The organism is Halobacteria archaeon AArc-dxtr1 (genome assembly GCA_025517425.1).
GTDB lineage: Archaea > Halobacteriota > Halobacteria > Halobacteriales > Natrialbaceae > Halostagnicola.
Map to the genome: position 1 here is coordinate 1,082,567 of JAOPJY010000001.1, position 22,373 is coordinate 1,104,939.

22 protein-coding genes and 1 pseudogene are annotated in these 22,373 nt (G+C 62.0%); 10 read left to right on the top strand and 13 right to left on the bottom strand.

The genetic code is table 11. From position 1 onward, the window contains the following. The first annotated feature begins 32 nt into the window (after nt 1–32). On the top strand, nt 33–2,129 hold the full coding sequence (locus tag OB905_05565; GenBank protein ID MCU4925457.1) for a hypothetical protein: 2,097 nt from the start codon (nt 33–35) through the stop codon (nt 2,127–2,129). Nucleotides 2,130–2,133: 4 nt separating this feature from the next. Here the strand turns inward: OB905_05565 and OB905_05570 are convergent, their stop codons facing one another. The 3 genes from OB905_05570 to OB905_05580 form a co-directional block, all read right to left on the bottom strand. Beyond that, complete coding sequence (locus tag OB905_05570) at nt 2,134–2,271, bottom strand: hypothetical protein (protein MCU4925458.1); 138 nt, start codon at nt 2,269–2,271, stop codon at nt 2,134–2,136. A 142-nt stretch (nt 2,272–2,413) separates the two neighbouring features. Next, a complete protein-coding gene (locus tag OB905_05575) occupies nt 2,414–3,343 on the bottom strand; it encodes a DUF368 domain-containing protein (protein ID MCU4925459.1) in 930 nt (309 codons plus the stop codon). Nucleotides 3,344–3,427: 84 nt separating this feature from the next. Next, entirely contained in the window at nt 3,428–6,208 is a 2,781-nt protein-coding gene (locus tag OB905_05580) for an oligosaccharyl transferase, archaeosortase A system-associated (GenBank protein ID MCU4925460.1), read from the bottom strand. A 181-nt stretch (nt 6,209–6,389) separates the two neighbouring features. Between OB905_05580 and OB905_05585 the strand changes: the two genes are divergently transcribed. Both OB905_05585 and OB905_05590 read left to right on the top strand, forming a co-directional pair. Beyond that, the gene (locus OB905_05585; GenBank protein MCU4925461.1) at nt 6,390–7,328 is read left to right on the top strand and encodes a glycosyltransferase; all 939 of its coding nucleotides are present in this window, start codon (nt 6,390–6,392) and stop codon (nt 7,326–7,328) included. 9 nt (nt 7,329–7,337) lie between these two features. Continuing rightward, nucleotides 7,338–7,456 (top strand): annotated as a pseudogene (locus OB905_05590) (UDP-glucose 4-epimerase). Here OB905_05590 and OB905_05595 read toward each other — a convergent pair. The 4 genes from OB905_05595 to OB905_05610 form a co-directional block, all read right to left on the bottom strand. Then, a complete protein-coding gene (locus OB905_05595) occupies nt 7,447–8,172 on the bottom strand; it encodes a sugar phosphate nucleotidyltransferase (protein ID MCU4925462.1) in 726 nt (241 codons plus the stop codon). The pseudogene OB905_05590 and the gene OB905_05595 sit on opposite strands and share 10 nt — an antisense overlap. 102 nt (nt 8,173–8,274) lie before the next feature. After that, entirely contained in the window at nt 8,275–9,156 is an 882-nt protein-coding gene (locus OB905_05600; protein ID MCU4925463.1) for a glycosyltransferase, read from the bottom strand. A gap of 2 nt (nt 9,157–9,158) precedes the next feature. Continuing rightward, entirely contained in the window at nt 9,159–10,082 is a 924-nt protein-coding gene (locus OB905_05605) for a glycosyltransferase (GenBank protein MCU4925464.1), read from the bottom strand. A gap of 123 nt (nt 10,083–10,205) precedes the next feature. After that, the gene (locus OB905_05610; protein ID MCU4925465.1) at nt 10,206–10,697 is read right to left on the bottom strand and encodes a hypothetical protein; all 492 of its coding nucleotides are present in this window, start codon (nt 10,695–10,697) and stop codon (nt 10,206–10,208) included. A 450-nt stretch (nt 10,698–11,147) separates the two neighbouring features. On the opposite strand from OB905_05610, the gene OB905_05615 reads away from it, so the two are divergent. Next, nucleotides 11,148–11,873, top strand: a complete 726-nt coding sequence (locus OB905_05615; protein MCU4925466.1) for a sugar nucleotidyltransferase — start codon at nt 11,148–11,150, stop codon at nt 11,871–11,873. 189 nt (nt 11,874–12,062) lie between these two features. After that, nucleotides 12,063–13,115 (top strand): hypothetical protein, encoded by a 1,053-nt coding sequence (locus OB905_05620; protein ID MCU4925467.1) that lies wholly within the window; start codon nt 12,063–12,065, stop codon nt 13,113–13,115. Between the two features lie 39 nt (nt 13,116–13,154). On the opposite strand, the gene OB905_05625 is transcribed toward OB905_05620, so the two are convergent. Next, entirely contained in the window at nt 13,155–13,376 is a 222-nt protein-coding gene (locus tag OB905_05625) for a hypothetical protein (GenBank protein MCU4925468.1), read from the bottom strand. Nucleotides 13,377–13,735: 359 nt separating this feature from the next. On the opposite strand from OB905_05625, the gene OB905_05630 reads away from it, so the two are divergent. Both OB905_05630 and OB905_05635 read left to right on the top strand, forming a co-directional pair. Further along, on the top strand, nt 13,736–14,188 hold the full coding sequence (locus OB905_05630) for a GAF domain-containing protein (GenBank protein ID MCU4925469.1): 453 nt from the start codon (nt 13,736–13,738) through the stop codon (nt 14,186–14,188). Nucleotides 14,189–14,598: 410 nt separating this feature from the next. Next, entirely contained in the window at nt 14,599–16,494 is a 1,896-nt protein-coding gene (locus tag OB905_05635) for a PQQ-binding-like beta-propeller repeat protein (GenBank protein MCU4925470.1), read from the top strand. 117 nt (nt 16,495–16,611) lie between these two features. Here the strand turns inward: OB905_05635 and OB905_05640 are convergent, their stop codons facing one another. Both OB905_05640 and OB905_05645 read right to left on the bottom strand, forming a co-directional pair. Beyond that, nucleotides 16,612–17,661 (bottom strand): rhodanese-like domain-containing protein, encoded by a 1,050-nt coding sequence (locus OB905_05640; GenBank protein ID MCU4925471.1) that lies wholly within the window; start codon nt 17,659–17,661, stop codon nt 16,612–16,614. A gap of 132 nt (nt 17,662–17,793) precedes the next feature. Then, nucleotides 17,794–17,976: a hypothetical protein gene (locus OB905_05645; GenBank protein MCU4925472.1), complete on the bottom strand. Its 183-nt coding sequence runs from the start codon at nt 17,974–17,976 to the stop codon at nt 17,794–17,796. A gap of 147 nt (nt 17,977–18,123) precedes the next feature. On the opposite strand from OB905_05645, the gene OB905_05650 reads away from it, so the two are divergent. Then, nucleotides 18,124–19,413: a UDP-glucose/GDP-mannose dehydrogenase family protein gene (locus tag OB905_05650; protein ID MCU4925473.1), complete on the top strand. Its 1,290-nt coding sequence runs from the start codon at nt 18,124–18,126 to the stop codon at nt 19,411–19,413. A 99-nt stretch (nt 19,414–19,512) separates the two neighbouring features. Then, nucleotides 19,513–20,520 (top strand): S-layer glycoprotein N-glycosyltransferase AglJ, encoded by a 1,008-nt coding sequence (gene aglJ / locus OB905_05655; GenBank protein MCU4925474.1) that lies wholly within the window; start codon nt 19,513–19,515, stop codon nt 20,518–20,520. 29 nt (nt 20,521–20,549) lie between these two features. On the opposite strand, the gene OB905_05660 is transcribed toward aglJ, so the two are convergent. After that, complete coding sequence (locus tag OB905_05660; GenBank protein ID MCU4925475.1) at nt 20,550–20,879, bottom strand: hypothetical protein; 330 nt, start codon at nt 20,877–20,879, stop codon at nt 20,550–20,552. Nucleotides 20,880–20,980: 101 nt separating this feature from the next. Between OB905_05660 and OB905_05665 the strand changes: the two genes are divergently transcribed. Then, nucleotides 20,981–21,190: a ribbon-helix-helix domain-containing protein gene (locus OB905_05665; protein ID MCU4925476.1), complete on the top strand. Its 210-nt coding sequence runs from the start codon at nt 20,981–20,983 to the stop codon at nt 21,188–21,190. Nucleotides 21,191–21,221: 31 nt separating this feature from the next. On the opposite strand, the gene OB905_05670 is transcribed toward OB905_05665, so the two are convergent. After that, nucleotides 21,222–21,659: a hypothetical protein gene (locus tag OB905_05670; protein ID MCU4925477.1), complete on the bottom strand. Its 438-nt coding sequence runs from the start codon at nt 21,657–21,659 to the stop codon at nt 21,222–21,224. A 24-nt stretch (nt 21,660–21,683) separates the two neighbouring features. Beyond that, nucleotides 21,684–22,373 (bottom strand): hypothetical protein, encoded by a 690-nt coding sequence (locus OB905_05675; protein MCU4925478.1) that lies wholly within the window; start codon nt 22,371–22,373, stop codon nt 21,684–21,686.

Genomic DNA, 22,373 nt, shown 5'->3' on the forward strand with positions numbered 1-22,373 from the left:
CGCCGTGAGAAAGGGGGGTACCAACGGATCGCATGGGTATCGAATTCGGACGGACGGAGACCCCCACGGGGCTCGTAATTACGGACCCAATCGAGCAGCGCCAGTTGCAGGTTCGAACGCCCGCACCCGTCTCCCCGGCGTCAATCGACACGGACCAGTTCTGTTTCCCGGTCGACACAGCCTGTACGATCGACACCGAGTCGCTCACGTTCAACCAACGGTACTCGGTCCACGTCCACGACGAGAACGGACAGTCGATACGGAGCCTCGAGGTCGGAGATACCTGTACGCTCGATGGCTCGCTCCGGTTTGTCGGACTTGGCGGTCCGATCAAACTCTACTGTCGGATCGCAGCACCCGCACAGATCGAGGCAGGGATCGACTCGATTCGCCTCTCCTTCGCGGACGTCTCCCGGGTTGCAATCGGTGCCCGATCGCTCCACGAACAGCCCGCAGGAACGATCCAGACGCCGGACGATCCCGAGACGATGATGCGTGCGGTCTCTGCGCTCTCGTCGGCGCTGAAGACGACATCAGTAGAGCGGTCGTGGCCGACGCTCCGGGGACATCCACCGCTACTCGAACGCGGCGACGAACTCGAGATTCCGGAGCTGGTCTCACCGACAGAAACGGGAGTGACGATTACGGTCCCAGCGACGCATCGGGAGCTGTACACCGTCGCGCCACTCTCGTTTTACCTCGGAGCACGAATCGAGGCGGGATCATCCCCCCGACTCGAAGCAGACGGTTTCGAGTACGCCTTCGACGCGACAGCCCTCGAAGACGACGTCGCTCGGACGCTCCGTCAACTCGTCTTTCTTGATAGCCTGGTTCGCACCGAAGGGTTGTACCGCGACGAGCTCCACGAACGGGTGGCACTCGAATCGACGCTCCCGTTCGATCTCGGGGCGCTCTACGGAGCGCCCCTCTCCGAACAGCTCGCAACGTATCTCCAGGTTCCCTACGACGTGCTCGAACCGCACCTTCCCCGCTGGCCACTGACCGCGTACGTTCCCGGAGAGCCAGACGGGGTTGAGATACTCCCGTACGTCGTCAACGAACTCGGGATTGTCCGAGCACCCCGTGGCACGACTATCGAGCCGTCAGCCGATCGAACCGCGGAATCCGGGCTCACGCGTTCGGTCCGGTCGCCGCGCTCACCCGATCCAACGGCGGGTTCGACGGACCGGTCGTCAGATCTGCGAGTCGTCGAGCCGGCGGTCGTCGACGGCTCGATCGAACACGCCTGGTTCGGTCCAGACGTCCCCCACAACGCCTCGAAAGCCCTCGTCGAATCGTTCCACAATCAGCTGTCCCGGTCGGCCCGAAGTGAGACGATCGAGATCCTCGTCGTCTGTAACGACGCGCGGATGCTAGAAGAACACGACGTCCTCGGCGAGACCTACGGCAGTCGAGAGGCGCTTCCGTTCAACGTCGACTCGAAATTCGGCGTTTCACGGGCCGAACTCGCCACCCTACTACGTGATGGTGGATACGACTTCCTGCACTTCATCGGCCACGCCACGCCCGACGGACTGCGGTGTTCGGACGGAGAACTCGACGTACGCGAGTTAGCGACGATCGATCTCGGTGTCTTCTTCCTCAACGCGTGCCAGTCGTACCAGCAGGGAGTCGCGCTGGCTCGGAAGGGAGCGTTCGGCGGTATCGTGACGCTCGAGGATATCGATAACAGCGAGGCCGTCGAATCCGGCGAGACCATCGCCCGGCTGTTAAATCTGGGCTTTCCGCTCAGAGCAGTGCTCGAACTCTCCCAGGAGACAGCCGCACTCGGCGAGGAGTACCTGATCGTTGGCGACGGCTCGACCGATATCGCTCAGTCCGACGGCGGGGCACCGATCGTCGTCCGCCTCGGAACCGACAGCAGCGAACCGATTCGATTCCAGACCTACACGACGAAAGAGCTCCAGATCGGCACTGCCAGCGCACCGATGGTCGAAGCGATCACACAGAAGTATTTAACCCCCGGAGAGATCCGGAATTCGGAGCTCGAGCCGGCCGATCTGGAGTCGTATCTCACTTGGACGCGCACGCCGCTGCTGATCGATGGGTCGTTTCTGTGGAACGATGGGTTGGGAGCGGTCGAGATCCCACCCGCAGTCTGGACGTGAGCAATCAGGGACCGGGATTGCTTGCTGCACCGCCAGCGAGCGCCGAACTGGCCTGACTGAGGAGGATCATCAGCGCGAACAGCGCGCCGATCATTCGAGGGTGTGATGCGAGGTAGTCTTTCATTCGGTCTGTCGTTGACATTACGGATTGAAAGACATCTCCGTCGGTAATAGTCTTATCTTATAGTTACAGATACATGGCTGAAAAATTCCGGAAACGACTCACTGATCGCGACAGGGATCCTAAAATTTACCCGCGTGTGACTCACCCACACGCAACTCACTCACACGTACTCGAGATCGTCTGTCCGCCAGTCGACGAGCAAGACCACGCCGACGCCGATAATTGCAGCGATGACAGCGACGGGAAGCGATCCTGCCGCCGTCTCTCCGAGATTAGCCGAGACCTCAACAGCGGGAAGCCGAAGCGCACCGACCATCAGGCTGACCAGAAAGACGAGCGTCGCAACCCGGTACCGATCGAGGGCGTACCGAACCATATGAGCCATGGTAAACAGACCAATGGCAGCACCGACGCCGAAGACGGCGACGACGCCGCCGGCCTCGAGAACCGGTTGGATCGTACCGCCACGGAATAGATCGACGATTCCGTCGACGAAGGTGCTCAACACGCCGGTGAGATACTCGTACTGGCCGAGAATCAGGAGGAAAAAGGCCCCCGAGACGCCGGGTAGCACCATCGCACAGATCGCAATCGCCCCTGCGAGAAAGATCATCGCCAGTTCGTGGGAGGCGTCGGCGGCCGTCGCACCGGTGATCACCCAGGCAAGCGCGATTGCGACGAGTCCGACGCCGAATCGGCGGACGGTCCAACGATCGACGTTTCCGTAGAGGACGATAGCAGATGCCGCGATCAATCCGAAGAAGAACCCGTAGGTCGGAACCGGATACGAGGTCACGGCAGCGTGCATGAGCCGCGAGAGAACGACGATCGCCGTGATGACCCCGAGTCCGAGCGAGACCAGAAACGGAAGGTCCATGCGCTCGACCTCCGCAAGGAAGGCAGCGCGACTCGTCGGGTCGTGAAGCCGCAGCGCCGAGTGAAATCGGCGGGGGTCGATCGCCGTGATCGCCGCGATCAGCCGGTCGTAGATCCCCACGATAAGGGCGATCGTCGCACCCGAGACGCCGGGGACGACGTCGGCAGCACCCATCGAAAAACCCTTGCAGTAGACGACGAGCAGCTCTCGCATTAAGCGAAGCTTCCTCGGGGGGCGCCAAAAGCGTTGATACAATTCGCACGCCGACGGCGCGGTCAGAACCTCCGTAGCCGGCAGTTATTCATCGTCGCCGTTCTCACCGTCACCGCCTTCGCCGCCCTCGCTATCATCGCCTTCGTCGTTCTCGTCGTCCCCATCGTCCTCGACGGGTTCGAAGTCGGTTATCTCGACGGTCTCGCCGTTGACGACGGCGGATTCGGTAACGCTCACCTGCCCTTCGTACTCGGCCTCGCCGTCGACGTAGATGGTAACCGTGTAGTCGTCGTCGATCGCCTCGACGCTGCTGTCGGTGTACCCGTCCTCGACGCCGAGTTCGTCGTCCGTGGCGTACGAGACGTCGAGTTCGAACGAGCCGTCGTCGGCGAGGTCGCCTGTCTGGGTGTACTCGACGGAGCCGTTGTGTTCGGTCTCGAGGTCGAGTGTGGCCTCGACGCTGGTGTCGTCGTCGTCACCAAGGTCTGCGTCGTCGACGGTGCCGTCGATCGTCGCCCCGTCGACGCGTTCGTAGGTCTTGACCGCCGCGTCTTGGCGCTGGTCGAAGATTTCGACGCCGTATTCGGTCTGCTGCTCGAACATCATGAGCTGCTGTTGGAGCTGTGGCGTGAGCTGCTGGTTGAGGACGATCTCCGGATTGCCATCGTCGTCTTGCAGCACCTGATCTCCCTGCGTGATGGCGTAGCTGACGAACGCCGACTGCTGTTCTGACTCGTGAACGAGCCTGTAGTTCTCCATTCCGGCGGCGTCGTCGAAGTACAGCCGGGAGAGCGTGGTATCCTCGTAGCGGCTGTCGGCTGCGACCTCGTCGAGTTCGTCGACAGAGATTGGGTCGCCCTGTTCGTAGTCCTCAGGAACCATGTACGCTCCGTGCTCGGAGTCAGCCCACTGGGCGATGGCGCCGAACTTGGGTCCGACCATGCCGTCGTCGATCATGACGTACCGCATCTCCTCACCCTCGCCCTCGCCGATCTCGTTGAGGACCGCCTCGCTGTCGTCCTCGGACTGGGCGGTGAAGAACTCCGCCGCCGAGGAGGCGCCGGACTGGAAGGGGTTCGCGTGCGGGATGCGTTCTGCCTGAGTCGTTATCAGGTGGCCGTAGTCCCACCAGGACAGCACGCCGTAACTCCCCGGCGGGTAGTCGTAGTCACCGCCGTCTGGATAGTCGTAGCTGCCGAGGTACTCGAGTCGGTGTGAGTTTTCGTATTCGCCGTAATCTCCGACCTCGGGCGTGTTCTCGGCGAGCCACGTGGTCGACTCATCCCACTTCTCGGTGTCCGGATGTGGCTGGTCTCCGGGCGTCTGCTCCCAGGCGGCGCCGGCCGCTGCAAACGGCGGCAGCAAGGGGGCAAACAACAAGAGGACGACCAGCACCACGACGATCACCTGGTAGGTCTCGACCTGCCGGAGCGAGTCGATACTGCCGCTGAGATCGAGTTGGAAGAGTCGGACGATATCTGCAATGAAGACGGCGTTGACGACCGCAACGGCGAGCACCAGATAGTACGCAAACCGAAGCTGCGTCGCCGCCATGCTCAGTAGGAACAGCGACCAGACGATGATGAGCGTGTACTCCGCGCGGTACTCACGACCCAGGAACGGGCGGGCGATCAGGAAGGCGAGTCCGGCGAGCATCGTGTAAAATGCCGCTCCGAACTCGTCGAAGACGTGCGACGTGAAGTCGGCGGGAGCCCGGGCTTCCTGGATCGTCACGTCAGTCGTCTCGGGGCCGAACGGAATCAGCCGTCGAGCCAGGTTATCGTAGATCGTACTGAAGAAGTCCGGGAGGACGAGCGCCATCACGCCGAATGCGAGGAGGATGAGTCCGCCGATCGCCAGCGGATAATACATCGGCTCGATATCGCGGTCGTCCCACGTCCGCGCGAGCCACGCCATGAAGACACAGCCGACGGCGATCGTTGCCGCGACAAATGGCTGGAGGTAGCCGAAGCTCGTGACGCTCGTTCCCGGCTCCTCGACCAGCAGGAGCGTAAGGAGGGCGGTCAGACCCAGACTGACGGCGCCGACGAACGCGACGTGATCTGGCGATCGGCCGCGAACGTAGTCGAGACAGAGGTGGACAGCGAAGAAGACACCGAAGATCCCGATGAGGACGATGCCCGGCGGCCACACCCAGATGTACAGCGTCAGTGCGACACCGGCGAGTGCGCTGTACAGCGCCGGGCGCCTGAGAGCGTCGGCGTCTCGGTCGTCGACGAGTTCCCAGATGGGGCGATCCTGCTCGGCGACGCGGAGGGCGACCATCATCGCGAGGACGGCAATCGCCATGAACAGCACCTCTGCGACGTGGTGCTGGAGTTGCCCTGCAGTCGTCCGACTGAGGAAGGTTCCCGGGGCGAGTGCGAGGATGAGGACGGAGACGATGCCGCCGAACGTTCCGCCGAGGCGGCGTCCGATGTAAAACACCGGAATCGCGACCAGGGCGGCCATGATGGGGACCACAACGAGGGAGACCGTAAACAGCGTCTCGCCGGAGGGGTCGCCGAGGCCGACGATCATCGCGACCGTGACGATGATCTGGTCGAAGAGGGTCCCGAACTGGCCCACGTACCGGCCGGTCGGAAAGCTCGTCCATATCTCGTAGGGCATCGTCCACGGATAGTTTTCGGCAGTCCACTCGACGGTTCGCCAGTGATAGTACGAGTCGACGGCCTGCAGCTGGGGGGTCCCGTCGTTGTACGAGAAGTTCTCGAGGGGACGGAGCCGAATCCAGGCCATAAGGACCATCAGGGCGCCGAGAACGGGCAGGTGGTACCACCGTTGCCAGCTCTCGAGGAGGGAGGTGTCGGTTTCGGTCCCGACACGCTCGGTGTCTGCGCTCATTACCGTGGAACAGATGCAAGCGGCGAATAAGCTTTATCATCTACTCGTGGGCGACTGACATCACGGGCTGACTGACAACCGTCGGGTGAAGGTGAACGTTTTGGAAGCCCACGAACGCTCCGCGGTGTCAGAAGTGCCAAAACGAAAAGGCTTATTCGGTGATCGGCGCAATCGATCCTCGATGAAGGTCTCCGTCGTCATCTGTACGTACGCGATGGAGCGCTACGACGTCTTTTCTGCGTGCGTCGAGAGCGTCCTCGCACAGACGTACGCGCCGCTCGAAGTCGTGATCGTCGTCGACGGTAACGACGCCGTCTTCGATCGCGTCGAAACGGACTTCGGGGGCCGAGATGGCGTCGTGATCCACTGCAACGAAAAAAACGAAGGGATCTCCTACAGCCGAACGCGAGGCGCCGAGCTGGCAACCGGCGAGGTCGTCGCCTTTATTGACGACGACGCAGTCGCCGAGGACGACTGGATCGCAGAACTCGTACGGGTGTACAAGGAGACCGACGCGATCGCCGTCGGCGGCCACGTGGCACCCGACTGGGTCACCGAAAAGCCCGCCTTCTTTCCCGCGGAGTTCTACTGGCTCGTCGGCTGTGACGAACGCGGCTTTGGCGAGCACATGGAGGAGCTTCGGAATACGTACGGCTCGAACATCTCCTACCGCCGCGAGGTCTTCTTGAGTGTTGGGGGGTACGACGAAAACACGGGCCGAAAGGGAGACCGACACATCCAGGCCCACGAGGCGCCCGTCTGCATCCGGATGGCAAACCGGTACGGAAAGGGCGTCGTCTACACGAAGAAGGCGGTCGTCCACCACAAGCTATTCGACTACCGCGGGGAGTTTCGGTGGCTCGTCTTCCGATCGTTCTGGCAGGGGTACTCGAAGCGGATTATGGACGTCCTACTGCCGGAGGCCGCGGGCGATAAGAGCGCGTATTTGACGGACCTCATGCTGCGATACGTCCCGTCGCGACTCAAAGGATTGGTTCGACGGCCGTCGGTCGCGGGAGTAGCCCAGCTCGTTGCAATTTTCGTGTTTACCGCTGCTGTTGGGTTCGGGTACCTGTACGGATTGGCGAGTGTTCGGGGGTCGGAGTTAGACACAGAGTAGCGAGTAACGAAGGCCCGAGAGTTACTCGGCTACGAGCCGAGCGTCTCGATCAGAGAGGGGCCCGCAAGTTCGTGAAGTGGTACCGGAAAAACGAGGACTGGGACGATCCGCTGGTGCGTCAGTCCTGATTCCGGTCGGTTCGCACGTTTTGGGTCGCTCGCTCCCGATCGGCAGGCGTATTGACATTCACACGCCAGCCGTCGAGGGAGACGGTGGCGATCGTGCTGCCAGCGTGTCGGAGATTTGTGAGCGCGTCGGCAAGTTCGTACTCGCCCGTGTTTGCCGGGGTGCTCGCCCGGCAGTAGTCGAAGATCGTCTCGGGGAGGGCGTAGACACCCGTCGTGACCCGCGTCGTCGGCGGATCAGCGGGTTTTTCGGTGATGTCGATGACGGTGCCGTCCGCCGACGTGGTCACGACGCCGGTCGTACGAGCCACGTCGCGAGTAGTGTGTTCGGTCAAGAGGGTGGCGTCGACGTCGGGCTTGGACTGGGTGTCGAGCACCGGCGCGAGTGAGCCGGCGAAGACGTTGTCGCCGTTGTAGACGAGGAAGTCGCCGTCGACGGCGGGTTCGGCCTGCAAGATGGCGTGGGCGAGTCCCTTTCGGTCTACCTGGCGGACGTAGGTGAGTGGAGTTCCCTCGTAGCTGTCACCGTAGTAGTCGACGATCTGGGCACCCTCGTAGCCGATGACGACGATGATCTCGTCGACGCCGGCCGTACGAAGCCGGTCGAAGCAGTGGGTGAGGATGGGGCGGCCCGCAACCTCGACGAGCCCCTTCGGCTGGGAGTCCGTCAGCGGGCGGAGCCGAGTTCCTTCGCCAGCGGCGGGGACGACGGCCTGCATAGTGTCGTGTACTATCAGTGGAGTCATCAAGGTGTCCTGATCGAATCCAGATCATCTCGAGGGTCGTTTCCGGTCGGATGTCCCTCGCAGCGAGAACGAGTCTTATGCATCGAGCCGGGGAACTCCACGCTCGCTTTCGGAGGAGTCTCCAGTGAGATACTCGCGATAGTAGCCAAGCCCGCGAATACCAGTGAGGAATTTTGAGAGGGCACCGAATGCGAGGCGGTCTCTCGGGGGGAGCTCATTGTCAGGTGACTTGAGACCTGACGGCCGAGGCGGGATTCCCGGCGTTCCGTAACGGTCGGGGTGGTACCGCTGGAGTTGACAGAGGCCGCGGCCGACACGTAGGTCCTTTTTGACGAGTTCTCGAACGGTGTCTCTAGTGGGGTGATACATCGTGACATCCTCCGCGAAGTGCAAATCGTATCCTGCCTCGTAGACACGGTTTCCGAACTCCTTATCCCCGCCAGAGATCAGGCGGTGGTCGAAGAGTCCGACGTCTTCGAAGACGTTGCGGCGGACGAAGAGACAGCACGTGGGGGCGAACTGCTGGCGTTCGAGATACTGTTGGACGGGAAAGCCCGTATGATGGTCGTATCGGGCCGCGAGAGAGAGGTCGTCGGGGGGCGTAAGTTCGACGTTGCAGCCCATATAGTCGGCGTCGGCAGAGTGAAATTTTTCAAGAGCAGACTCGAGCCAGTCGTCGGGGACGGTCATGTTAGCGTCGACGAAGGCGAGGATTTCGCTGTCGGTGTTGCGGATGCCCGTGTTGCGGGCGGCGTAAGAGGACTGGATGGTCGGTTCGGAGAGATGGGAAATCCGGTCGATCGTGTACCCATCGATTACGGCCGGTGTTTCGTCGGTAGAGCCGTTGTCCACGACGTACAGGTGAGCCCCGGCGTCGGTGAGTTGTGGCCGGAGAGACTCGATCGTGGTTCGGACGCCCGCCGGATCATTGTAGACGGGAACAATGATAGCAGGCATCGTCAGCGCCTCCGTCGGATTGCAACGGTTTCACGGAGCGAGCTCACCGTCTGGGTCAGTTTCAGACCGTACTCAAGGGTGTAAAATGCCAGCAGGTCAATCACGGTAAAGGATGAGGTCGAATATCGACGACGGAGTCGCCACGGACTCGGCGGGAGGTAGTTGATCGGATGCAACGGGTGTGAGTGTGTGTCGATCGAGGGATGATAGTGGCGCACCTGTGTCCGCCCACGGCCGATTCGGCGCGCTTTCGAGAACAGTTCCTCAAAGGAAGCACGAGCCGGATGGTAGGCTGTGATCTCGTCCGCATACCCCTGCGTGAAGTCGGCCCGATTAACGCGCTGTCCGAACTCCTTGTCACCCCCGGACTCAAGTCGGTGATCGAAGCGACCGACTGTTTCGAAGACATCGCGCCGGACCGCGAGCGCGCAGGTCGGTGCGAAGTGTTTGCGTTCGAGGTACGTCTCTACGGGAAACGAAAGGGCCCGTTCGTAGCGTTCGGGGATCGTCGGCTCGTCACTTACGACCACGTCGACGGCGCAGCCGAGGTAGTCACAGTCGTGGGACTCGAGGGCAGTGACCATCTCCTCGACCCACGTCTCTTCGACCCACATATCCGCGTCGAGAAAGAGAAAGACGTCACCCGATGCGCGTTCGATCCCCGCATTGCGAGCCGCATACGAACTCTGGACGGTCGTCTCCGCAGCAGGAACGACGAGGTCGAAAAAGCGCTCGCCAAACGTCTGGATAACTTGCGGAGTCGAGTCTGTAGAGCCGTTGTCAACAGCGATGATTTCGTAGGACGACGACGTTTGGTCGCTCAAAGAGCGAAGTGTCACCCGGAGTCCATCCGCATCGTTGTAGACTGGGATGATCACCGAAGCTTCCAAATCGGCGGTCTGCTCGCTTCGATCGCTGCTCGTCACACCAGCAACAATTGCACAACACAGTGTATAACTTCTGATTGATCGGAAGCAAAACAACCACTAAAACCACTCACAGCACGGGTCAGAGGCTGGCCACGCGACAGCCCAATAATCAGTAGATGCCTACGCCGCTGAATGAAGGTCAGCTAGATCCGGGTGAGACAACTGTGTTTTGGCTTCCTCAGGGAGGTCGGCGGAATTGTCGGCCCGGCTAATAGTCTCCCGGACGCGTTGCCAGTGCTCGTGTCGGACCGCAATCCGAACCGGAACTGAGTCGAGGCCGAGAAGTTTCGCGAGCGTGAGACGGTGTTTGCCGGCATTACAGATCAGCCGGCCATCCCGCCCGATCAACACCTCAATCTCACCAAGCGCCGTTGGGACCCGTGCAGCGAAATCCTGGCTTGCTCGAAGCTCTCGTTGGGATCGGTAACCGTCGTCTCTAATATGTTGGGCTACGTCGTCCCAGTAGGCAAGGTACGACTCGTACGCTTCGACAGTCTGTTCGGGGCCATCCAGTTCTGGAACCGACTCACCTCGTTTCAGTTGTTCGATCCGGTTCCGGTAGCAATCAGTCTCGTCCCAGGGGACGCCATCGAGAAAATGCTGCTCGAACATATCGTAGACCGCGTTCTGTTCGAAGGGATACGCCCGAGTGTCCCAATCACCCGCGACGATGCCAAACCGAGGGACTCAAGCGCCAAATTTCGATTGCGAGATCATATATTCGATCTGTTCGGGTGGAACGCGAACGGTTTTGTACGAGCGTCCGACGGCTCGATATCCACGGAGACGCCAGCGAAGATAATCATAACATTCGACTGCCGAGACGAGGCCCGAGTACGTGAGGGCCCAGACACGGGTCTTGAATCCCGCTTTCCCCCCAGCAGGGGCAGTACGAGCGCCAGCCCGAATCCACGGAGGAATTCGCATAGACGCTAGGTATTAGACACGATACCTAAGTGTACCGTGAACAGCTACTGTGCAACACTAGGGTCTGGCTAGTCCCAGCAGCGTTCTGTGCCCGCTCACAAGATATATATCACACCGTAGAAAATTACTCGGGATATGCAAGCAGTCGTTCTAGCCGCGGGCAAGGGCACCCGCCTCGAACCCCTCACCGACGACAAGCCCAAAGCCCTCGTCGAAATCGACGACAAACCCCTCATCGAGGACGTCTTCGACCAGTTGCTCGCGATCGGTACCACAGAACTGGTCGTCGTCGTCGGCCACATGAAAGAACAGATCATCGAACGCTACGGCGACGCCTACGAGGGCGTCCCGATCACGTACGCCCACCAGCGCGAGCAGTTGGGCCTCGCTCACGCCATTTTGCAGGCCGAGCCCCACGTCGACGACGACTTCGTCCTCATGCTCGGGGACAACGTCTTCCGAGCGAACTTAGGCGACGTGATCAACCGCCAGGCCGAAGAGCGCGCCGACGCCGCCTTCCTCGTCGAAGAAGTCCCCTGGGAGGAAGCCTCTCGCTACGGCGTCCTCGATACGAACGAGTACGGCGAGATCGTCGAAGTGATGGAAAAACCCGACGACCCGCCCTCGAATCTCGTCATGACCGGCTTTTACACCTTTACGCCCGCGATCTTCCACGCCTGCCACCTCGTCCAGCCCTCCGATCGCGGCGAGTACGAACTGCCCGACGCGATCGACCTCCTCATCCAGTCTGGCCGGACCATCGACGCGATCCGGATGGACGGCTGGCGCGTCGACGTCGGCTATCCCGAGGACCGAGATCGAGCCGAGAAGCGGATTTCGAACGTGGCGACGCCGAGATAGGCCGGTTCTGTACGGTCAATTCTTCACGGTCGGTTCTCGGCTCCGACAGCGAGCACAGCCTCGTATCACGATTCCCGACGCGCCGGCCCGAACGCGTCGACGAACGCCTTTTCCACGGAGTTGGTCGACACAAATAAACTGGCTCATACTAATGCAGCCCAGGTCCGTTGGAGCTGGTACCTTTCCCCCATGGTCTCACCAGGCAACCTCCGGGCGGTTCGCGAACTTCAGGACGGTCCAGACGACGCGTTCACCCCATCAGTCGACGAAAATGGGGTCGTCACCTACCCATCCGTCGAGCGACACCTTACAGAGCAAGACGATGAGGCCGTCGAGGTTCTCGACGTGATGGCTGATCGTGGGCTGCTCGATGCGGAGTTCACCCAGAAGGTGTACGTCTGTCCGAACTGTGCCGTCGAGGGGATGCAGTACAGCACTGGCTGCCCCGACTGCGGATCGATTCACTCGACTCAGGAGTCGGTGTGCGTTCACCGCCACTGTGACGAATCGCTTGGCCCCGCCAAGCAGGCCGAGCACCCGGCAGAGACTGAGTCGACATCCCAAGACGACCGCGGGGACTCGACTACCGAGAGTCACGACGATCAGCAGACGGAGCTGTACTGTTCGACGTGTGAGGAGACGGTTTCTCCGGACGAGACCGACACCGATCGTCGATACCTGTGTCACGACTGCGACGCGTGGTTCGAGACGCCGACGGACAGGCTCTGGTGCCGAGAGTGTCTGTACGTCTATTCGCCGGGCGACACGCACGAGGCGGTGCTCTACCGATACCCACTAACTGAGGCCGGGAATCGGTGGCTCACTGAACAGCTCGACGGTCGCCACTCGCTTGCAGCGACGCTCGAGGATCGAGGCTACGAGACACAGATCGAGGCGACTGTCTCGACGGCAGAGGGAACACGGTTGATCCACTTGCTGGCAGAAGATGATCTCTTCGACGATCGCATCGTTGCCGGGGTGCACGCGTCGCCCACCGTCGACGACGTCGAACGACTGGAGGCAGCCGCGAACGCAGCCGACGCCAGGCCGATCGTCCTCCTGACGGAGGGGTCTGTCTCCGATCGCGTCGCCGAGACGCTCACCACCACCGGTGTGACGATCGTCCGTGCCACCGACGATGGACTGTTCAGAGAACGTGACATCCACGCGGGGGCGAGCGAGCCGAACGGACTACTCGACTGGGTCGGATCCCGGGTTCCGTCGGTCGTTGCAGACCGGTAAATGAGGCCACGCGCCTTGGCGCTCGCGCCAACGAGGAGGTTATCCGTCCGACCGTCGTTTCGGTGCGATGGCCGTCTGACGGCTCCGTTCAGCCCAGAAGATGAAGCCGGCCCCGACGACGGCGAACGGGACGATGACGACGATACCGAAGTCGCCGCCAAAGGTCTCGGCGGCCGCGAATCCGCCCATGATAATGCTGAGTCCGATGACCATCCCGGTCAGGAACTTTCCGGCACGAAGGATCGACGTGAGTATCCCCATGGCGTGACCGTACCATCTGTTTTCATAAATATCTGGAGTGACTCTGTCACCGGCTGAGAGTGGACATCCCACGTCGCCTCAAGTGGGGCGACTGACGGTCGTTCTCACTCTGTCGGGACGCCACAAACGTTGATGATACCGGTTGAGGACACAGACTGTTGTGGAGGTGAGACAATGATCGAGAGCATCATATCGTGGCTCACACTGATGGGGTACGGGTTCGTCGTCGGATTCGTGTTGGCGGTCGTCGTGGTACTCCTGCGCCGATGAGACCGACGGAGACGAGTGCCGTGTCGAACGGCGTCGGCGCCGTGTAGTGAAGTTGAAGTGAGTGGCCACTCAGGTACCGACTGATACGAATGAGCAACGAGCAGACGGTCACCGCCTCGTCGATGGAACAGGCCGAGGGTCTAGACGCGTCCCTTCGCGAGACAATCGAAGAATTGGACTGCGTTGCCGGCACGCTACACCTCGCAGCCGACGGTGTGTTAGAACTCGTCGCACACGAGGGTATTCCCGAGCCCGTGCTCGAGAAGATCAGGAAGATCCCGATCGGCAAGGGGATGGCCGGACTGGCGGCCGAGCGAAAAGAGCCAGTTCAGGTGTGTAACCTTCAGACGGACGACTCCGGAGTCGCCGAGTCCGGGGCGCGGGATACGGGAATGGAGGGCTCGATCGCCGCACCGATCCTCGGCCCCGATGGGGAGCTCAAGGGCGTTATCGGCGTTGCCAAACCCGATTCGTACGAGTTCTCACCAGCAGAACGCGAGCGGTTGCTCGCGGCAGCTCGAGAGATCGTTCCGCGGCTCTAAGCGGTTGACATCCTCCCCACGGTAACGCGCGAAGATTCCCCGAAAGGGATGTTCAGGTTGCGCGTTTCCTCGGTTCTCAAGTACGCTTTCGCGTGGAATGTCGAAGATCGCCACCGAGTTGTGACCAACGGAATTGTGGAGAAGGTCGCACACAGTGGCGCCGCAGTGACCACTGTCCGAGACTCAGTAGAGCTGTTGATAGTGGTGTTAAAAGAGACGGAGAGGAGATATTAATAATAGCATTAAAATTACACCGAAGCTATTAAATTCACCTCAGTAGTTAGTAACTGTGTGGCGATGATTAGAGAGCAGACACGGAGTTCGAATCGAGGACGAAGAGAGAAGACACAGCAGTGCGACGGCGACTGGGTGCAGCCATCAGCTATCGGTCAGTCGGTGGAGACCCGTCGATGAACGAGCGACCATTCGATCGACGGCAGGTGCTGAAGACGACGGCCGTTGGCCTCACCGGGGCGACGATGCTCGGATCGTCGGCCGGGGCACAGAACGGGTCCGATGACGCTCTCGAACCGGGAGATGAGATCTGGTCGTTCGAGACCGATTTCGGTATTACGCGATCGGTGCCGACAGTCGTCGACGGGACCGTCTACATCGGCGGTCGGGACGGCGTCGTCTACGCGATCAACGCCGAGGAAGGCACCGAGCAGTGGACGTTCCAGACCGAGGGAGTCATCCTCGCGTCACCGACGGTGTCGGCCGACGGGACGATCTACATCGGGAGCAACGACGGCCACGTGTACGCGATAGACGCCGCAACCGGCGACGAGGAGTGGTCCTACGAAACCGATACGGAGGCCGAAGATAATCACGTCTGGTCCTCGCCGACGGTGTCTCAAGGAACCGTCTACGTCGGTGGTAAAGACTTCAACATCTACGCACTGGACGCGACAACCGGCGAGGAAGAGTGGGTCTTCACCGATCCCGACGACTGGATCGTCTCCGCGCCGACGGTCGTCGACGACACCGTCTACGTAGGAAGCGGTTCCTTCTTCAACGAAGCCCAGGCGACGGTCTACGCCCTGGACACCGCGGACGGCAGCGAACGGTGGAGTTTCGAGGGTGGGGACTACATCGCCTCCTCACCGACTGTCTACAACGGAACCGTGTACGTAGGCGACGCCGACAGCGTGGTCGCCGAGGAGGATGCTGAAGCCGCGCTCACGGCAGCAGCCCCAGCAGCGGGGGCGGCCACAACGAGGGGAATCGACGTGGCAGACGGAACCGATCTGCGTGCGAGTGGTCCGACTCCCCACGTCAGTGTCGCCGAGGAGGACGACGGTCCCCAAGAGGACCCAATCGGAAACGTCTATGCGATCGACGCCGAGGACGGCACCGAGCAGTGGTCCGTCCAGACCGACGACGTGATCCGCTCGTCGCCGACGGCGGCCGATGGCACCGTCTTCATCGGGAGTCGAGACACCAACCTGTACGCCTTCGACGCCGAGACGGGCGACGAGCAGTGGCGCTACGGGACCGGTGAGGGGATCGAGTCGTCGCCAACGGTAGCCGACGACGTCGTGTTCGTCGGAAGCTACGACGGCCACGTTCACGCAATCGATCTCGATGACGGCAGCGAACTGTGGCAGTTCGCGACCGAGGAGGGCTTCGTCCGTTCCTCACCGACGGTCGTCGATGGCACGCTATACGTCGGGTCCGACGCCGGTCACGGGGGCGAGGACGTCAACGTATACGCCATAGACGCCGGAGTCGAGGGATCGAGTCGAGGCTCACGCGTCTCGCTGGGCACGCTTGGCCACCACGACGAGTGGGCTGCAGAGACCATCGAGGGGCCAGAGGCGGTGTTCACCGTCGATTCCGAAGAGCCCGAGACCGGCGAAGAGATCACCTTCGACGCCGGCCCGTCCGTGGGCGACATCGACGCTTACGAGTGGGTTTCCCTCGACGACGAAACGGTCTCCGCAAGCGACGAAACGATCTCCCACGCATTCGACGAACCTGGCGAGTACGAGGTGTCACTGTCGGTCAGTATCGGCACTGCGACGGACACGACGACCGAGACGGTCACGGTCAGTGAGCCGGAAGACGATCACAGTGATGACGGCCACGATGATGATGGTCACGATCACAGTGACGACGGCCACGGCGACGATGACCACGATCACAGTGATGACGGCCACGGCGACGATGGTCACGACGACGGTGCAGACGATGATGGCGGAGACAGCGTTCCCGGATTCGGCATCGGAAGCGCACTCGCCGGAATCGGTGGTGCAGGCTACGTCCTGCGAAAACGGCTGTCGGGAGGTGAGAGCCCAGAGCAGTAGCCCGCCTCGATAAAAACGAATACGTCGCTCGTGCCTCTTTTTGTGGATCGTCAATGGGAGCGAATCAGTGACGACAGCATCGGGTTAGTGGGTGCCAGAGTAGTTGAGACTCCCGAGTTACTCAACGTCGGTGCCCTCGACTGGGTAGCCGCGGTCCACCCACTCCTGGAGTCCCTCTTTCAGCGCGTAGACGTCGGTGTATCCGTCCTCGATGAGGTCGGCTGCGCGGTTGCCGGCGAGCGTGTGTGGACAGACACAGTAGGTGACAATGCGGGCATCGTTCGCGACGTCTTCGAGCGGGTCGTCGACGTCTACTCCCTCCGGTGCCGGGCTCAGGAGGGCGCCAGGAATGCGAAGTTCCTCGTAGGCGTCCTCCGATCGAGTGTCGACCACCACCAGTTCCTCATCGTCTTCGTACCACTGGAAGACGTCCTCGGTCGGCGCCAGCGGTACCTCGGTTCCCCAAACCGAGTAGGTTTCGTAGCCGTTCTCGTCGGTGTCGCCGGTCTCATCGCCGTCAGACTCGTCGATTCCCTCGGGGTACTCATCGGGGTGTTCGATCTCGATATCGGGGTTGTCGCCAACCCCCAGAACGATCTGTCCCTCGTCGGGGGCGACGACCACGTACGTATCCAGTACCTCGCAGGTATCGTCGTCGACGACGTCGCGCTCGAGTTCCGTCCCGACGACGGTGTGGACGACGCCTTCGGCGACGTAGAAGACGAACGCACCGTTGTGGGCGTGTGCCTCGGCGTCGAAGGTAACGTAGCCGTAGTCGTCTTCGTGGGTTACGTCCCAGATAACGTGGGTATCGGCGACTGTTGGGGCGTCCGCGGCAGCCCCAGCGGCTGCGAGCGGCGTCCGGTCGTCGAACGTCGCGTGACTACAGGCGTGGATGTGACCCACGCTCGATTCGGCGAGTAACTCGACGGACAACGCGTCGGAGTCTTCGTTCGAGCCGCCGGTCGATTCTGGGTCGTCGGAACCAGAGCTGCCAGATTCGGGGTTGTCAGTCCCTGAATCGTCCGTTTCGTCGTCGGAATCCGGGCCGTCGTCGCCCGAGTTGGGCTCGTCACTACTCGATCCGCCACTAACACAACCAGCAACTACGCTTGCAATCGACGTACCGCCGATGACTCGGAGGATGTCTCGTCGGGAGGTATCCATACTAACAAAGAATTGCTAGTTGCGTATAATTGTTATTATCTCAGTTCGTAATAATAACAACATAGTGTTGTTTTCCAGAGAGAACACCCGGTGTGAAGAGAACTCGACATCTCGGCCCGCTATCGAGACGGATCAGTCCGTCGTCTGGTCGCAGACGTACGAGAACAGGAACGCTGCACCAACGAACAGTCCAAGAATGCCACTGATGCCGAGAGCCGAGACACCCGAAATCGTTGGGCCAGTACCAGTAGCGGCGAGTATCGACAGGAGGGCACCAGTTGCTGCGAGTCCGCTGCCAATGCTGTGTTTCACCATATATTTCTGATGTCTTCAGTCGTGATTATATATAAATCGTGGTGTAGAACAGTAGGGTTCGATCTGTGAGGTCGTGAAGAGCGGAGCGACGAGGCCGTCGCGATCGAACCCAAAAACGACTAACCACCCGCCTGCCTCACCACGAGCATGCACGTCTCCATCGTCGGCAGCGGCTACGTCGGCACCACAGTCGCCGCCTGCCTCGCCGAACTTGGCCACGACGTCGTCAACGTCGAAATCGACGCGGACGTCGTCGACGCGATCAACGCCGGCGAGGCCCCGATCCACGAGCCAGGCCTCCAAGAACGGCTCACCGAGCACGCGGGCGATCGCCTGCGGGCGACGACCGACTACGACGCGGTGATCGACACCGACCTTACGCTACTCTGTCTGCCGACACCCCAGACCGACGACGGCAGCCTCGACCTCGCGATCATGCGCGCGGGATCGGAGTCCCTCGGCGAGGCGCTTTCAGAAAAGGACGACGACCATCTCGTCGTCGTCAAGAGCACCGTCCTTCCGGGCACCACAGAGGAGGTCGTCGGTCCAACCGTCGCCGAGCACGCCGGGAAGGGGATCGGCGAGGGTATCGAGTTGGCCATGAACCCCGAATTCTTGCGGATGGGGACCGCCGTCTCTGACTTTCGGGAGCCGGACAAGGTCGTCCTCGGAACCGAGAACGAGACAGTCGCTGACGCCCTCCGCGAGCTCTACGCGCCGATCCTCGACCGCGAGGAGACGGCGCTCGTCGAGACCGAGATCCGGGAAGCTGAGCTGATCAAGTACGCGAACAACGCCTTCCTGGCATCGAAGGTATCGCTGGTGAACGAGCTCGGCAACATCGCGAAGGCCTACGGCGCTGACGCCTACGAGGTGCTCGAGGCAGTCGGCATCGACGACCGAATCTGCGAGCGGTTCATGCGCTCGGGGCTGGGCTGGGGCGGCTCTTGCTTCCCGAAAGACGTCAACGCGCTTCGTGCCGGGGCCCGTGAACAGGGGTACGATCCCGAGTTGCTCGACGCCGTCGTCGGGGTCAACGATGCTCAGCCCCGACGGTTAGTCGAGTTTCTCGGCAACCACGTCGAGCTCGGTGGCAGCCGAATCGCGGTGCTCGGCCTCTCGTTTAAGCCGGGAACCGACGACGTCCGCAAATCGCGTGCCCTCGACGTGATCGACCACCTCCGCGACCGGGGCGCCGACGTGGTTGCCTACGACCCTGTCGCGATCGAAAACGTCCGGCCGACGTATCCCGAGATCGGGTACGCCGAGTCGGCCCAAGCCGCACTCGCAGGCGCCGACGGAGCAATTGTCGCGACCGACTGGCCGGAGTTCGACGACCTCTCGTTCGAGGGAATGGCGAACCGAGTCCTCGTCGACGGTCGTCGGATCGACGTCGATCGCGACGGCCTCTCGGTCTACGAGGGGCTGACCTGGTAAGCGAGGGAAACGAAGCCGTCGGCGGAGAATCTACCACGATCGAGTTTCCGACCGCGACAACCAGTACGCTTTTGCGCTCGCGGGAGGCAGATCACGCCAATGGACCATGAGGCGCCACTCGAAGCGCCGAGCGCGGACGGGAGGGACGTCGTCGCCATGAGCGAGAGGGCCGTCGACATCACGCCCGAAGACGTCTGCGTGCTCGTGCCGACGCTCGACGAGGCCGCGACGATCGGCGCGGTGATCGAGGACTTTCACGAGCGCGGATATACGAACGTCCTCGTTGTCGACGGTGGTTCGACCGACGAGACAGCCGAGATCGCACGCCAACGGGGCGCCCGCGTCTTCACGCAGTCAGGGACCGGAAAGGGACAGGCTGTCCGCGAGGCGGTGAGTTACATCGACGTCCCCTACGTCTTGATGCTCGACGGTGACGGCACGTACGACCCAGCAGACGCAGAGCGGATGCTCGAACCACTTACCCGGGGTTACGAGCACGTGATCGGGAACCGGTTTGCGGACATGGACGACGACGCGATGCGCGCGTTGAACGGCTTCGGGAACCGGCTCATCAACCGCGCGTTCCGGTTCATTCACGGGGCGCCCTACGACGATATTCTCTCCGGCTATCGTGCGTTCACCACGGACGCCTTCGAGCGACTCTCGCTGGATTCCGACGGCTTCACGATCGAAACCGAACTCGCCGTCGCCTGTGCCAAACACGGCGTCCGGACGACGGTGATCCCGATCAGCTACGCCGCCAGACCCGAGGATTCGGAGACGAACCTGCATCCGATTCGAGACGGCGGGACGATCATCCTCGCGCTGTACGGACTGGCGAAGACGAGCAACCCGCTGTTTTACTTCGGCAGCCTCGGCGTGTTAGGCGTCCTCGCCGGCGGCGCCGTCGGTGCCTACGTCCTCACGCAGTGGATCTGGTACGGCATCGGCCACGAGATCCTGGCACTGGTCTCGGCGGCCGGCATCTTACTGGGCGTCCAGTTGCTCATCTTCGGCGTGCTCTCGGATATGATCGTCACGCTCCACCGCGAGCAGCGGACGTACTTAGAGCAGGTCACCCGAGAAGTCAACCGCGAGGATGAGTGAAGGGGTCCCTCGGACCCGTTAGGAACGGTTCAGAACGGCAAGAGCGAGCGGAACTGCTGGACGACGCCGCCGGAGTGTTTCTCTCGGTAGGCCTCGAAAGGGGGATGGAGGGCGTTTAACAGCTGTTGGCGCGTCTCGAAGCGCTCCTGGTCGACCGCGCCGAGGATCTCCCCGAGGGTGACCTCGTCGCCGTGGACATCGTAGGGAATGCGCTCGTGGCCGAGTTCGGCCGCGACGTCGTCTGCGGTCGCCGGAAAGGACAGCTCCGAGCGCCGGAGATGGGCGTCGACGGCAGCGATGCCAAAGGCGATGCTCTCGACGTCGTCGGTGTCGTTGCCCGAAGGGGGACGGACTCCCATAGCTACGCCAGTCTGAGAACTGCGGGCACAAATCAGATGCGGTCGCGAGCAGCCAGTCGCCGCGCCGACAATCCTTTTACTGTTCCGCCAGACGAACGGGTATGACCGAGTACACGACCGTCTCGATTCCGCGCGAACTGGCAGACCGAGTCGAAGAGACGATCGACGGCACGAGCTTTCAGAGCACCAGCGATCTCGTCCGGTTCCTGCTTCGCAGCATCGTCATCCAGCACCAGCGCAGGGGCGAACTCACGGAAGCCGAGTTCGAGGAGATCACGGAGCAGTTGAAAGGACTGGGCTACCTGGAGTAAGCGCGACACGGAACGCAGTCAGCCGAGACAGTCAGCCGAAAAACGAGGGATCCGAGAGGGACTCCTCTGGCGGTTCGGCGTCGATGATCTCGAGTTCGCGCCGGTCCCCGCGCCGGTCGAACGCGCCGAACGACTCGGGATCGGGCTCCCAGGGCGGGACGGCGACGAAGAGCACCTGCGCGAGGTGGTCGCGCTTCGAGACCGACAGCTCGCCGACGGGGTGGGAGATAAACCGGCCCGATGACTGCTGGGCGGGCGTCGAGAGGTCGACGCCGAAGACGGCGTTCACCGAGTCGCCGATATCCGGGAGGACGAAGTCGGTGAACACGGGCGTCTCCGGGGGCAACCCGTCGGCGCCCGAGAGCTCGCCGGCGGGCATCGTCTGGACGCCGGTCGAGACGTCGTTCGGGTCGGCGTCGCTGGCGAGGTCGAGTAAGATGTCGACGAGGCCGCGCGTGACGTAGACCACAGGGAGAGTACGGGCGGTTCGCAGTTAGGTCTTGCTCCGGATCAGATCCCGGAGCGCGCCGGCGTACAGCGACGGCATCCGGCGCCGGGAGCTGGCGAGAGCGATCTCGAGTGCCGCCGTCGCCTCGTCGTCGATCCCCGCCCCGTGACCGACGAGAATCCGGTCGGGTCGAAAGCCGCCGAGATGCTTCCGAGGCGGAACCGGGCGGAGCATGGGATGGACGCCGAGGCGCTCGTCACCCGCGAGAAAGTAGTCAGCGGTGCCGACGGACTCCGGGACGACGAGCGTCCTCGTCTCGGGATCGTAGAGGGCGACTTCCTGCCAGAACCTGCTGTCCCGGAGGACGTGCGCTTCGATCCCGCTTCCGGGGAGTTCGTCGTCGAACCGGGCGACTGGTGCGTCAATCTCGTCGGTGACGCCGTCGAAGGAGGCGTGGAGCCAGACTGGCACGTCGTGGCGGTTTGCGATGGCCGCCGAATCGCGCTTGTGGCGGTCGAGTGTGACGACCACCCCGGCGACCGTACCAAGATCGGCGAGGAAATCGTCGAGTCCGGCCGCGTCAACCGGATCGATCACCCAGACGTCGCCGTCGACGACGAGGGCGTGACTTGCGCGTTGCATGTGCTCGTCAGGGTGGGCGATCCAGCTGACTCCACCGTCAAAGCGATCAACGACGTCGAAGTCGGTCGCGGGTTCGTCGACACGAAATGCCAT